The following is a 12,770-nucleotide window of genomic DNA, read 5'->3' as shown; positions in this document are numbered from 1 at the left end:
TCAGGGGCCGAGTTGGGCCGTTGCGGTGTCGATCTCCTTCATGGTGATGTTCTCGCTGCCGCTGCGGATCGCGACGACGGCGGCGGTGGAGATGACATAGGTGAGGGCTTTGAAGTAGCCGCCGGTGCGCCGGTGCAGTTCGGCGGCGTGCTGACTCAGGGCGTGTTCTTCCAGCCGGTACAGGCTCAGGTCGGCCTCGAAGCCTGCCAGTACGCGCCGGAAGACCTCCTGTTCCTCGATCTTGGTGCCCAGGGGCAGGGGGTGCAGCCAGGTCACCGGCAGCAGCTCGGTGGGTGAGGGGGAGACAGGCGTCGCCGGCCGTCCCGCCTGTTCGAGCCGTACCTTGTTCTCCTCGCTGACCCGGATCAGGTCCTGGGCCAGGATGCGGGCCTGGTGCAGGCGGTGGCTGGCGCCGGTGCCGCAGAAGACGATGGAGATGCCCAGCTTGTCGCGCAGGTATTCGAAGTAGGGCAGCACGTTCGCCAAGTGCTGCGGCGAGGCGCGGTTGATGTCGTCGATGAGCAGCAGGCGGGTCTGTGCGGTCTCCAGGACGTAGTTGACCGGCAGGGTCACGTCCTGGTGTCTGCGCATCTCCAGGACTTCCGTGAGGTTCTTCGGCTCAGGGTTGAGTCCCAGGAAAGAGCCGATCTCCCAGACCCAGTTCACCCTCGGCTCCGGGTCTGCGGGGGTGGTGATGTGTACCACCGGGATCGTGTTCTGCTGCCTGCCGTTTGTGGCGGTTTCGATCTCCTTCTGGGCGGTGCGTCCCATCGCCCGCAGGAGACAGGTCTTGCCGGTGCCCGGGGCCCGTCGATGACATGGTCCATTAGCCCGTCACGGCACCCGCTGTTGCGGTGGAGCGCCTCGACGACCGTCTCCTGCATGTGGGTCATCGCGTCGGTGGGCACCATCCGCAGATGCCGGTGGTAGGCGATGGCCTGTTCGTCTTTCTTCCTGCCGGTAGTGGGACTGCTGCCAGCTGGCAGGACGGGCGGATCCACTTTCTCGTCGACGAAGCGGTTCCAGCCGGTGAGCTGGAACAGCGGCAGGGGCCGCATCGGGGTGTCCTTCAGCTGCTGACGCAGACGGGCTTCACGTTTGGCGCGCAGTTCGACGGATGCCTTCATCATGCTTCTCTCTTGTCACGGTCCTGGCTCACACCGGCAGACCGGCTCCGGGCCAGGAAGCCTGTTCCGCCCCCGGGGCCGGCCTGCGGCTGCGTCGTTCACGGCTCCTGTCCCCGGTCGCCTACATCTCCCATACGTCGCCCTCGTCCTCGTCACCGTCATCACCGTCCGGATCGAGGTCGTCGAGGAGTTCCGCCTCGACGACCTCGTAGGCAGCTGCCGGTGCTCCGGCCGCGGAGGCCTCCGGCGGGCTGCCGTCGCCGTCGTTGGGGAAGAGTGCTGCCAGCGGATGCGGAGTCTGCCCGCTGGCCGATGGCTCCGAGCCGCCCGTGCCCGCGGGCAGCGCTGGCAGGGGCGCAGGAGCCAGAGGGGAGATGGGCTGCGCCGGGTAGGGCCGCAGCGTCGACAGGTCGAACTCCTCCAGGCCCGCATAGGGGTCCTGGGGCGGCTGTTCGGTCTCCAACTCCATTCCCTGGAAGGGCGGTTCCGCGCCGGTGCGCTTGGGCGGCGGCCTGCGGTTGCGGCGGCGCCGGTCGCGCTGCGCCAGGGACAGGGCGATCGCCTCCTCGTCCTGCTCACTGCCGCCGGCCGCGCGATGCTGCTCGGCGTGCTCCTGCCACATGTCCGCGGTCCACGGGTCGTTCAGCAGGTGCCGTAGCCGGAAGTCGCAGGTCACCCAGGTGTCTTCGGTGTGGTCGTACAGCCACACCCGCTCGGGACGGTAGGGGTTGAAGCGGCATTCCCACTTGCCCCCTGCGCCGGACAGCTTCGAGCCGCCGCGCAGGAGGATCTCCCGGTAGTGCCCGGCGTCCTGCGCGATGGGCTGATAGGTCCGATAGTTGATCATGAAGCCGCCCTTGCCGGGGGTGACCCACCGCGGCAGCAGGAAGAAGCGGTTTTCGGCAGGGGAGAGCAGCCCGGCCCGGTAGCCGCTGCGGGCCACCTGGACGGCGTACATGTCGTTGGGGGGCAGCACGACATGGGGCCGGAACGGGTCGCGCAGCCCCGCATCGGGGGTCTGCTGGTACTCCAAGGCCACCCACTCCTCGGCCATCTGCTGGAGCTCGGCGATCGTGAACAGAGGCATGCGGTCGATGCCGCGGCCGCGTTTTTTGTGGCTGCGGCCCTGCCAGCCGTGCCGCACGTGCTGGCTGAAGCGGTGCGCGAGGGTGGTGAAGAAGTTCTCGGCGAGCGGCTTGTCGGTCGGGGTCCTCTTGCGCGCCGGGCGGCGGGCGATGCGCAGCCGGTCGCATACCTCGGTGAAATGCTCACTCACATAAGGGCTGCCCTGGTCGTAGACGATCAGCTCGGGGCGGATGACCGGGCGGGCGGCGGTGGCCTCGGTGAACCGCTCGTCCGCTGCCCGCAGCGCCCCGAACGGCAAGCTGGACGCGGCGGCCGCGCTCAGCGGATCCCAGCCGGGCATCACCGGCCAGGGTGCGAAGGCCTGCGCCAGCATCAGGGTCAGGTCGATCGCCCGGGTCGCCCTGCCGCGCTCGGCGTCCCCGGCACGGCTGGGGGTGATCATCAGCGCGCACACGCTGTGGTTGGACACATCGATAAGCGAGCTCATCTCCGTGGCGGTGGGCCGGCCGTCGTCACCGCGGGCCAGGATCCGCAGCGGCGTGGTGTCGACCTGGGTCACCTGCCCCGGCCGCAGCACAGGCTCGCGCCCGCCGTGAGGCAGAGGCGGGGTGGAGGCCAGAGTGATGATCTGCGGGTTTTTGTCGGTGGGGTTCGGCATCGTGATGTCAGTGGGTGAGTATCGAACTCTCTGCTGTTCAGTGGGTTGTCGTGGGTGACTCGGCTGCTGTCAGGGATGCCGATTTGGTGCTGACGTTTTTGGCGTTGATGCGGGTCGATTGGTCGCAGGTTGGTACAGCGGGGAGCGCGTTGCAACTGGTCATGAGTGTGCGGGCGATGCGCCGGGGTGTCGGGGGCTGTGGGAGGCGGGGCATCGTGGCCTTCTACCGGTGGTGGCCGAGTGTGTAGTGGATTCCTGCTGCGGTGAGGCGGAGTTGTTCGCCGCCCTGGGCCGTGATGAGTGGGAAGAGTGGACTGTCCGGCGCACGGTCCTTGAGCTGTCCGTGGATGCCGGCGGTGCGTACGAGGCAGCGCGCCCAGGTGGGGAGGGGGTAGAGCCGGCATCTGCGGTGGGCCGTGCTGTCGTGGACTTTGACGGCGGTCGCTGTTTCGTTGATGTCGATTCCGCGGATCAGCGCGAGCCTGCTGATGTCTGCCCCGGTGACTGCGTGGATGGTCAGGGCCGTGGCGTGCAGGGGGTGCGCCACGGTGTTCAGCCGGGCGGCGAGGACGTCTGCTGGTGTGCGGCTCTGCCTCCGGGCGGGCGGTGCGCCGCCCTTCGTGGAGGTGAGATCGGGCGCGCCTGGGCACCCGGCGCGTTTCGGACGGTCTGTCACCACGCCGTCCGACCACGCCGGGGAGGTGATCCACTGCGCGTCGTCCGGGCTGGAGGCTGGTCCGGTGGTCGCTTGCTGTCCGGCGCTTCGCGTGCCGTCCGGTGAGTGGCCCGTGGTGCGGTCCAGGACCGCACGGGCCTGGGGGAGGGTGTCGACGAGGCGGTACGGGGTCTGTTCGAGGAGCGTTCTCAGGGCGGGGCCGGTCGGCCGGTGCCAGAGGAGGCTGAGGCGGATGCCGCAGCGTTCGCGCAGGGCGAGTAGTTGTTGCTGGCGGGCGGTGGTGAGGTGGTCGGTGCGGCAGACGATGAGATGCCCGATGCGGTGGGTGAGGATCCAGGCGGCGACCGCGTCCAAGGCGGGGCGCTGGGAGTCGGCCCACGTCCCGTACGTCTCTCCGCCTTGGGGGAGTCGCTTGCCCAGGGCGTAGAGCAGGTCGTGGGCGAGGGCGGCGGGTGCTCCGTTGGCAGGGCTGGGGTCGACGGTCAGACGTCCCAGGACTGGGTCGTGTGCTGCATGCGCGGCGGCCGTCCAGCTGGGGTGGTCGTCTTTGTCGACGAGGACAGTGACGGCCGGGAGGACGCCGACCTGCACTACATGCCGCCGATCTTGCTGTAGACCCAGCGCACGAGGTCTTCGTCGACCTGTCTGAGGTTCAGTTTCTTCATGCCGGAGAGGATGTGGGTGGTGATGTTGGCCCAGTTGCGGAAGCTGCCGTGGGCGGCCTGCTTGTCGATCGCGTCGATCAACGCGGTGTCCACGTCTGTCCAGACGGGGTGGAATGCGGGGATCGTGGCGCGGACCTCGTCTTTGGACATGCGGGTGAACTCCTGCCAGATGAAGATCCTGGAGGCCAGCATGGGTTCGCGGCGCAGGACCTTGTAGCAGCCGTCGCCCCCGGCGAAGATCACGGCGATGTTGGTGCGTTTGTCGTCCCACAGGTGGCGCCAGAACTCGAACCCGGTCTTCTTCATCCACTGCGCCTCATCACAGACCAGGACCCGGAACTCCTCGGCGAGCGCCTCCTTGAGGAGGGTGTCGAACTCGATCGGGCGGGCCGGCGGCTCACCGGGCAGCCCCAGCGCCTGGAAGAGACCATGGCGGATGTCCCTGGGGGTCGGTCCGGCCCGCAGCTCCAGGCGGTGGGTGATGTCCGGGGCGAGATGACGCAGCGCGGAGTTCACCGACATTGTCTTGCCGGATCCGGCCGGCCCGTAGACGCACATCATGGCCTTGGCCTCGATGACGGCCTCGATGTTGTCCCGGGTGGTCAGCAGCGTGTCGGTGCCGACCAACTGGGCCTGCTCCAGGCCCAGGAAGTGGTCTTCGCTCTCGTCGGGCAGCAGCCCGTAGTCCAGGTCAGCGATCATCAGCTTGGTCCTCATCACGAGTGGGTGTGCGCGGGGGCCTGGGGCGGGCCCAGGTATCGGGTGCGGGGCCGTGCGGAACCAAGTCGGGACGGGCCAGCGCACGGCGGTCCGTCTGCGCCGCTGCTCCCAGTTCCTCTTCGGCCTGCGCGGAGGTCGGGGAGACGAGTGGACGAGGCGGGGCCGCGGTGGTGGAGGCCTCGAAGCGCCGCCGACGCAGCCTCTCCGCGGCTTTCAGATCGGCCTTGAGTCGCCGGGCGGCCGCGGTCCGTGCGGCCTGGACGGAGCGGATCTGCTCCCGGCTTGCCGCAGCGGCCAGGAATGCCGACCCGAGATGGCGTCCGGTCGCCGCGTCGAAGACCTCGATGGTGTCGTCGTGGTGGGGCAGGTGCCGTACCGAGACTTTGGTGCCGGTACGGCCGTTCATCCACGGGGCGAGGTAGTCCCGGCGGCGCCACCGCACCCCGCTGGTGCTGATCGTGTACGTGCGGCCGTTGTCCTCCAGGGCGAACGTCGCCAGTTGCCCGGCGGACACATCCGTGAGCGGTGTCGCGTCGGCCTGCCACGCCTGGAGGGGGGTCTCCCCGTTCAGCGCGGCGGGACGATGGAGGGTGTTCCACCAGGTCACCCAGTCCAGCAGCAGCCCCACGAACGCCTCGTAGGTCAGGGGCGGAGCGTCGGGGTCGGCGAGCCGGCCACCGGTGAGTTTCTGGCGGCCGGTGTAGCGGGGGAGCGAGACGAGGAACATCTCCTCCACCGCGTCGTTCAGCGCCTCGATCGAGCCCTTCAAGTGCGGGCTGTAGGCGGGCAGATCGGTGACGGGGACGGCAAGCGCGCCCATCGCCGCGGTGACCGTCGCGCACAGGAACTCCTTGCCGCGATCGACCCGGATCTGACCCGGCAGCCCGCCCACCGGCCCGAACGGCTCGCTGCGGGTGATCGCGATCCGCAGGGACGCCAGCACCGCGTCCCGGCTCGGAGCGTGCGCGGTGACCGCCACCCCGGTGATCGCCTTGGTGGCGCAGTCGATGAACCAGGTCACCCACGGTGTGGCCAGCTCGCCCTCCACATCGACCTCGACGGGCACATGCTTGTGGTCGCCCTCCCACGCCGCGTTGCGGTGCGTCGGCGGGCGCTGCCCGAACACGTCGTGAGCACGGCGGGCGGCTTCCCCACTCTTCAGCCCGGCCCGCTCGCCGCGGGTCAGGTCCCGGCGGATCGCCCGGTGCAACGTGGAGAGCGAGGGCACCGCGGGAGCGTTCGGATCGTCGGCCGCCCGCTGTACCAGCTCGGCGTGGACCCGGGAGGCGTTACCGCCCCACAGCGCCAGCAGCCGCCGGACTTCCGTGGTGACCGTGAAATGGGGCGCCTCCACCCGTGCGAGGCGGTGATCGTCCCGGGCAGCGGCCAGCCACCGCCACACCGTCCGCTCCGACTTCCCCAACGCCTTTGCCACCAGGCGCACATGCGCGGCGCTCAGCTCACCGCGGCTGTCGAGATCCAGCAGTCGGGGCATTGCCGCCGCCCGGCCCGCCACCGGCGGAAACACGGCCTCCGGGCTGTCTTGCTGATGCTCGCCACGGCTTCCCGGCACACGCGGCCCCTCTCGCCGAGTACGGGACAGCACGGCCTGCTGTCCTGGTCCCAGGTATCCCAGCCCTTCGGCACCCAACTGACCGGAATCGGCATACGACTGACAGCAACCATCGCCATCCGATACAGCCGGCCCGCCTGCGAGGCCGCACGGCAGCCCAACCCTCTCGATCCCGGAGGCATGGCGGCTTCTTACGGTCCTGGTGCGACCGGGGCCGGATGCTGGATCCGCTGGAGCATCTGTTCCATGACGGGGACGGGCAGGGCGGGGTGTCGGGCCGCGGTTTGTGCGGTGTCGGCGTCCCGCAGCAACCGGATTATCACCCGGGCGGGCAGCCTTGGATGCAGGGCGGCGGCGTAGCGGACACGTTCGTGCGGGTCGTCGAGCAGCCGGACCGCTGATGCGGGCGAAAGGCGTGGGTCGGACGCGGCCCGGTGCCGTACTTCCTCGTTGCTGTCCCGGCTGAACGTCTCCACCAGCTCTGGCGTGGACTCCGGGTCGTCCAAGGCCAGCTGGCGCATTCTGGCGTTCGGGTCGTTGGCGTAGCGCAGCAGGTCGCGGCGGGGGAAGTTGGGGTGGCCGTGAGGGCGGTCGGGGGTACTGAGGCTGCCGGTCCACCACTGCCACACCCGCAGGAGCATGTCAGCGGGCGCGTCGTCGCAGGATTCCGCGAGGAAGAGCTGGACGACGCGGTCGTCGTCGCGGGCAAGGCGTTCGACGACGTCCGCAGGGAGGTGCCGGGCCCGGGCAACGCTCCTGCGTATCAGGGGGTGGGAGGAGGCGGCCAGGCGGCGCATGGCGCCGGGATCCTCGTGCAGTGCCATGACCCAGTCGAGCGGGTAGTAGTGCCCGCGCGGGTCGAAGTCGATGGGGATGCCCGCCCGCTGCTCCTCGGTGATGTCGGCGCGTGTGGCCACCACGAAGCGGACGTTCTCGTCAGGGTCCTGGGCAAGAAGTCCGACCAGGTCCGGGTCCAGGTGCGGGTTGCCCGCGAGAGAGCTGCGCTGGGCCGGCTCTCCGTGGTGGACCAGGTGTTCGGCGAGGCCGCGTTCGAGGCGGCAGGACTCCACCGCGCGCTCTCGGACTCCTTCGGTATCGAACACCGAACGGGGCATCGGGTGCTCTCGGTGGTACCGCAACAGCGCCTCGATGCGCACTTTGCCGGAAGGATCGCTCAGAAGCTTGCGCCGGGCCGGGCCGTCCAGATGAGGCCAGGCCCTTTGGCAGGCTGAGGCGCGTACAGAGGGATCGTCGTCGCCAGCCAGCGCGGTCAGTATCCGTACGGGCAGTCCGCGAAGACGAGCTGTCTCTTCCCGGACCCGGACGGAAGGGTCCGCGGCGAGTTGCTCGTACGCGGCGTCGGTGAGCTCGGCGCGCTGGTCAGCCGCCAGCAGGGTGAGGACCCAGCGGGGCCGGGATTCCCGCTCGCCCAGGATCAGACGAGTCCACTGCTCCGCTGTGAGGCCCGGCTGGGCCTCGGCCAGCAACTGCCTCACCTTCCCATCCGGGTGGACGATGGCCGCCTCGACGACCGCCGCAGGCAGACGCCGCCACAGGAGGAAGTGCGATACACCAAGGAGACGGGCACGCAGAGCATCGGGGGCGGCCGGGTTGAGTGCCAGCCCGTGCGCCCACATCTCACGCACCCTCTCCGAAGACCCCGGCCCCTGAAACAGCGATGTCCAAGCGGCTGCCCGCTCCCGCGGGCTCTCCTGGGCCGCCGCCCGAGCGGCTGCCTCTTGCCGCTCTCGCAGGTGGTCCACGACGATCAGCCATACCTCGTCTTCTTCAGTGGTCACTCCCAGCAGGGTGTCCCCGTCCATCGAGAGGATGACGAACTCCGGCTGCCCGGGCCGCTCGCCCAAAACTCCGGCGAGGTCCCACTGCTCCGTGAGCTGCACCCGCGTCCAAGGCCTGGGCGCGCAGCCTGTCCAGTTGCCCGCGACGTCGATCAGGAAGACACCATCCCCGCCGAAGATCCCGCTCTCGGTCCCGAGCCGGTGCCACTGCGCATTGAGCTCGGCGACCAGGTCCGCTCGGTCTGCCCTCACACTCACGGTCGGCCTGGCTTCTCCCGCGACGACCAGGCGCCACGCGGCTCGGGGCGGCACTACCTCCTCGGTCTTCCAGTCACCCGCGATGTGCAGCCCGGTGCGGCGCAGCATCTCCATCAGCTTGTCTTTCCCACCCGTCATGGGTGCTCATCCTGCCCGACCCTGATTCCTTCCCCTCCAACGACGGATGAGTAGACACACCAACTAAGCGCAGATGCCGGTCCACTTGGCCGCCACCCCTCTCGTGCAGTGGCTCGCCGCTGGTCTCGTTCGCCGCGTGCCGTAAACGCCAACAGCAGAGCCGCGGGCCGCTCACTCACCCGGTGGTGCTCGCGCATCTGGTCGGCCGTAGGGACTCCCCACTGACGGTCGGCGTCACACCCACTGCATGCCCAGTTCCCGCAGCGCGTCCAGCTGCTCCTGGGCGAGCTTGTCGCGCCGGGACTTGGTGTTGGAGACCCATACGCCCAGCTTCACGACCACCGCCTCCGTCTCGCCGTCGACCGCGATTTCCTCAGCATGGCCGCGGGGTACCGGCCGGTTCGCGCCCTCCCGCTCGACCCACTGCGCGAGCGCCGTCAGGCCCCGTTGGAACGCCTGCTCGGCTTTGCTCGGGCTCTTCGCAGAACGCGGGGCTGCCGGGGTAACAGGCGAGGCCGCAGCGGGCTGTACGCCCAGCGTGGTCAGCCGCTCCTGCTGTTTGGGGAGGAGTCGAGTCCAGGTGCCCGCTTCCTGCTGCCGCGCGAGCCACTTGCCCAGGTCGTCGCCCTCGAACATCACGCCCGGTGCGATGTGGGGCAGGTGGCCGTCGGCGTCGACGAGGTCGGCGAGGACGCGGTAGTGGCGCTGCCAGTCCAGCGGCCACGGGCAGTTCCAGTCCGGGTCGATCTCCGTCAGCTGCGCTGCGCGTACGGCGGCCCGCTCCGGGTCCTTGCCCAGGCCGTTCTTTGCGCCTTTGCGCCGGAGGTTGGCCATGTGCTGCCCGATGGGCACCATCGCCTCGCCTTCGCCCCATACCGCGTCCTGACGCGGTGCGAGGTGCCCGGTGGCCCGCCGGTAGGACCGGAGCGCGGCGAGCTTGTTCTCCCAGGCTTCCTCGCCCGGCTCCCAGACCATCCCGGCCTCCGGCGTGTCCAGGAGGACCTTGCGCCGGTCCTCCAGCTCGCCCGCCCGCAGCGCCTTGCGCTGCTGGTGCACCCACCGCCCAAGCGGAAACGCCTTGGTCGCCCCGACTTCGACCTCAACGTCGTACGGAACGGCGTACAGGCCGGTGATCTCGTTCTCCGCCCGCCAGCGCAGCAGGGCCTGGTAGCCCTCCAGCCACACCAGGGACTCGGGCCGGTAGACCCGGGTGCGCAGGAACGCGGCGATGGTCGCCGCGTCGCGCGGGCTGGAGAAGTGGAGCAGGGTCGACTCGGCAGCCGCGTCGGTGTCGTCCTGCTCCTGGTTCTCGCCCTCACCCTCGCCGCTGGCCCCGACGATCTGCCCGTCCTCATTGCGCTGGAGGTGGACCTTGCGCTTGCCGCTGGTGAGGGCGCGGGAGGCGAGCTGCTCGACCAGGCGCTCATCATGACTGCGCAGGCCCTGGAGGACCGCTACAAGGGGGCGGAACGAGGCGCTGGCGACCATGTCGGTGGGGTCCTCGCCGGGCTCCAGGAACACCGGCACGATGATCCGCGCGACCTTCGTGCTGCCGTCCTTGTTGAGCCTCAGCGCCCGGCCGATGTTCTGCACGATCTCCACCTGGGAGCCGCGGCTGTCCGCGAAGCAGATGGCCTCGACTCCCCGCTCGCCGGTGATGTCGACGCCTTCCCCGAGGACGCGAACGCTGGCGAGGAAGGCGCGGTGCACCCGGCGCCCGGCCGCGTCGATGCCGTTGGCGAACTGGCGCAGCACCTCCCGTCGTTCGGTCACGAGGTGGTCGCCGCACAGCCATGCCGACCACACCCGGTCCGGCGGGACGTGGCGGCCTGCCTCGAGCTCGTAGAACTCCGCGTCGATGGAGGACTTCGGCAGCTTGTCGGCGGCGGCCAGGTCGTCGTCGGTGACATCGTTGACGTACAGCTCGGCTGCGGTCTTCGGCAGCTTCTCCGCGAACGCGGCGGCCTCCTCCACCTTCTGGTGGAACGTCATGACGGTCTTGAGGTTCCACTTCGCCGCGTGCTCCAGGAGCGCGGTCTGCAGCAGCGCCAGGCGCCGCCCGCGCTGCGCCTCTTCGGACTCACCGATGACGGGGGAGGGGTCGCGGATCTCCAGGACGTCGATCTCGAACCCGGCGAGGATCTCGCGCTCGATCGCCTCCGAGAGCCCGAGCTCGGCGAGCCACGCGCCGTAGGTGCCCTCTGGGTCATCGGCCATGGTCGCGATCTCCAGCTCCTGGCCGTCCGCGCCCTTCTGGGGCCGGGGCGCGGCGAGGATGCGGGGGGTCGCGGTGAGGTAGAGCCGGAAGTCCGCCGGGATACGGGCGTTGTCGTGGATGGCGGCCCAGGGCCTGCCAAGATCGCCTGCGGTTGAGTGGGCTTCGTCCACGATGGCGAGCGAGAAACCGTCCATCTGCTGCCCGTACAGGCGCTCTCCGCCCGCCAGAGCGGCCTCCAGCGGTCCGCGAACGCGTCCCTGGCCCAGCGGGTCGTCGAAGTCCTCGCGGTCCACGAGGGAGGCGTACGTGGCGAACATGACCACGGGCCCCGCCCCTGCCCACAGGGCGAGCTGGATCGGGTTGGTGGTGGTGCGCACGCCCAGCTCGTTCAGGACCGGGTCATTCTCCAGCGAGCACACCGCGACCATGGGGGCGCGGTGCCCCACCAGACGCCACGCTTGGGCGGTCTGTACGAGCAGGTCCAGGGTGGGCACGGTCACGAGGATCCGGCCGTCCGCAAAGCTCTCCAGCGCGCACGCAGCGGCCGTGATCGTCTTGCCCGAGCCGGTCGCTGACACGATCGTGCCCCGGGCACCCTGCGGGGGCACAGATGACCTTGCAGGGAATCCCACCCACCTGCGAAACGCGGAGCGCTGATCGACCTGGTGTTCCTTGAGCTGAATCGCTGACATTTCCATGCCTCCCCGAGCGGTCAATTCCCGTGGTCTTTCAGAGGGCCGCGTGCGGAATGCACGCCGCGCCCAAGTCGTTCCAGATCGACGCATCCGCCTTGTGCCAGCCGCCCGGCTTCCCGTCCTTGAACGGCGGCTTGTCGTCCGGGTCGTAGTGCCCGGCATCGAGCGTGCAGACCACGACATCCCCGTCCGCGTTCCGCGTCCGGGCCGTGCACAGACCGCCGGCCTCACCCAGCGCCTCCAGCACCCGGCGCCGCGCCGTGGTGTGCGGATGAGTGCCCGGCAGCACGGACTCCCGGACGAACCTCTCCAGCCGCACCAGGTCGGCCCGCTCACGCTGCCTCACGTCCGCAATGTGTGCGGCCAGTTCAGCAGCCCCGGCCGACCGGCCCCCGCGCCGGGACCACTCCCGGTCCGCGATGCCCACCAGGGCCTCGCTCACGGCCGTCACGCCGTCATCCCAGCCGTCCGAGAACACCGCACCCCGAGAGGCCGGCGCCATGCCACCCAGCTCCACCACCTCGCACTGCGCCCCGGCGACCGCCCCGGCCTCCAGCGCGGCCACCAGGTCGTCCGCCTCACTCGCAGGCACGCCCTGCGCCTCCAGGAGCGCGAACACCTTCAACCGGGCGTTCACTCCCGCCGTCTGATACTGGCTCACCCGGCGCACAGAATCGCTGCTCAGCGCGGGATCGGGTCCGGTAGATTCGTGGTGACCGGTCATCTGCGGTCGTTCCTCTCGAAATTCCGGGAAGGTTCCGTTGGAGGGTGTCCCGTGTTTTCGCCAAAGGTACATGCTGCATCAACCTGATGCACGCGGTACACTAGAACCCACACGAACGAGCGACCCCCACCCTCGTAGCCAGCCCGGCCCGCGACAGCGGGTCCCAACGGTCCTGGAGGCGCAGCCGAAAGGACCGTCAGGCGGGGGAGCGCAGCGGACCCGCTGGCCAGGCTGGAGCGCAGCGGAGGCCTGGTATCGGGGCAAAGCCCCGCCCAGTCCGGGAGCGAAGCGGACGGACTGTCAACCTCGGTGCGCAGCACCGAGGTTGTGCGGGTGGCGCAGCCACCCGCCAGCGCTCTCGCGGAGCGAGAGCGCAACACCCGTGCGCAGCACGGGTGTTCGCTTGCACATCGCGCAGCGATGTGGTACCCGC

Annotated in this window: 8 protein-coding genes; all 8 read right to left on the bottom strand. The window is 69.7% G+C overall.

The genetic code is table 11. The features are described from left to right. The gene (locus tag P3G67_RS34670) at positions 1–771 is read right to left on the bottom strand and encodes a TniB family NTP-binding protein (protein WP_276097058.1); all 771 of its coding nucleotides are present in this window, start codon (positions 769–771) and stop codon (positions 1–3) included. Positions 772–1,248: 477 nt separating this feature from the next. Further along, positions 1,249–2,871 carry a hypothetical protein gene (locus P3G67_RS34665; protein WP_276097057.1) on the bottom strand — a complete coding sequence of 541 codons (1,623 nt, stop codon included), beginning with the start codon at positions 2,869–2,871 and terminating at the stop codon, positions 1,249–1,251. 223 nt (positions 2,872–3,094) lie between these two features. Further along, the gene (locus P3G67_RS34660; RefSeq protein ID WP_276097056.1) at positions 3,095–4,138 is read right to left on the bottom strand and encodes a hypothetical protein; all 1,044 of its coding nucleotides are present in this window, start codon (positions 4,136–4,138) and stop codon (positions 3,095–3,097) included. Further along, complete coding sequence (locus tag P3G67_RS34655; protein ID WP_276097055.1) at positions 4,138–4,914, bottom strand: AAA family ATPase; 777 nt, start codon at positions 4,912–4,914, stop codon at positions 4,138–4,140. The genes P3G67_RS34660 and P3G67_RS34655 overlap by 1 nt, the downstream gene beginning before the upstream one ends. Further along, positions 4,904–6,427 carry a Mu transposase C-terminal domain-containing protein gene (locus P3G67_RS34650; protein WP_276097054.1) on the bottom strand — a complete coding sequence of 508 codons (1,524 nt, stop codon included), beginning with the start codon at positions 6,425–6,427 and terminating at the stop codon, positions 4,904–4,906. Before P3G67_RS34650 ends, P3G67_RS34655 begins: the two co-directional genes overlap by 11 nt. 269 nt (positions 6,428–6,696) lie before the next feature. Beyond that, positions 6,697–8,700 carry a PE-PGRS family protein gene (locus P3G67_RS34645; RefSeq protein WP_276097053.1) on the bottom strand — a complete coding sequence of 668 codons (2,004 nt, stop codon included), beginning with the start codon at positions 8,698–8,700 and terminating at the stop codon, positions 6,697–6,699. A 234-nt stretch (positions 8,701–8,934) separates the two neighbouring features. Then, positions 8,935–11,610: a DEAD/DEAH box helicase gene (locus P3G67_RS34640; protein WP_276097052.1), complete on the bottom strand. Its 2,676-nt coding sequence runs from the start codon at positions 11,608–11,610 to the stop codon at positions 8,935–8,937. Between the two features lie 37 nt (positions 11,611–11,647). Then, positions 11,648–12,274: a hypothetical protein gene (locus tag P3G67_RS34635; RefSeq protein ID WP_276097051.1), complete on the bottom strand. Its 627-nt coding sequence runs from the start codon at positions 12,272–12,274 to the stop codon at positions 11,648–11,650. Between the last annotated feature and the right edge of the window lie 496 nt (positions 12,275–12,770).

Source organism: Streptomyces silvisoli (genome assembly GCF_029269905.1).
Classification (GTDB): Bacteria; Actinomycetota; Actinomycetes; order Streptomycetales; family Streptomycetaceae; genus Streptantibioticus_A; species Streptantibioticus_A silvisoli_A.
The sequence above is the reverse complement of the archived record's forward strand: the minus strand, read 5'-3'. Positions and strand labels throughout refer to the sequence as shown.

Excerpts from the sequence above, each read along its gene's own strand:
- P3G67_RS34670 (WP_276097058.1), bottom strand. The coding sequence starts at position 771 with ATGGGACGCACCGCCCAGAAGGAGATCGAAACCGCCACAAACGGCAGG.
- P3G67_RS34665 (WP_276097057.1), bottom strand. The coding sequence starts at position 2,871 with ATGCCGAACCCCACCGACAAAAACCCGCAGATCATCACTCTGGCCTCC.
- P3G67_RS34655 (WP_276097055.1), bottom strand. The coding sequence starts at position 4,914 with ATGATCGCTGACCTGGACTACGGGCTGCTGCCCGACGAGAGCGAAGAC.
- P3G67_RS34650 (WP_276097054.1), bottom strand. The coding sequence starts at position 6,427 with ATGCCCCGACTGCTGGATCTCGACAGCCGCGGTGAGCTGAGCGCCGCG.
- P3G67_RS34645 (WP_276097053.1), bottom strand. The coding sequence starts at position 8,700 with ATGACGGGTGGGAAAGACAAGCTGATGGAGATGCTGCGCCGCACCGGG.
- P3G67_RS34640 (WP_276097052.1), bottom strand. The coding sequence starts at position 11,610 with ATGTCAGCGATTCAGCTCAAGGAACACCAGGTCGATCAGCGCTCCGCG.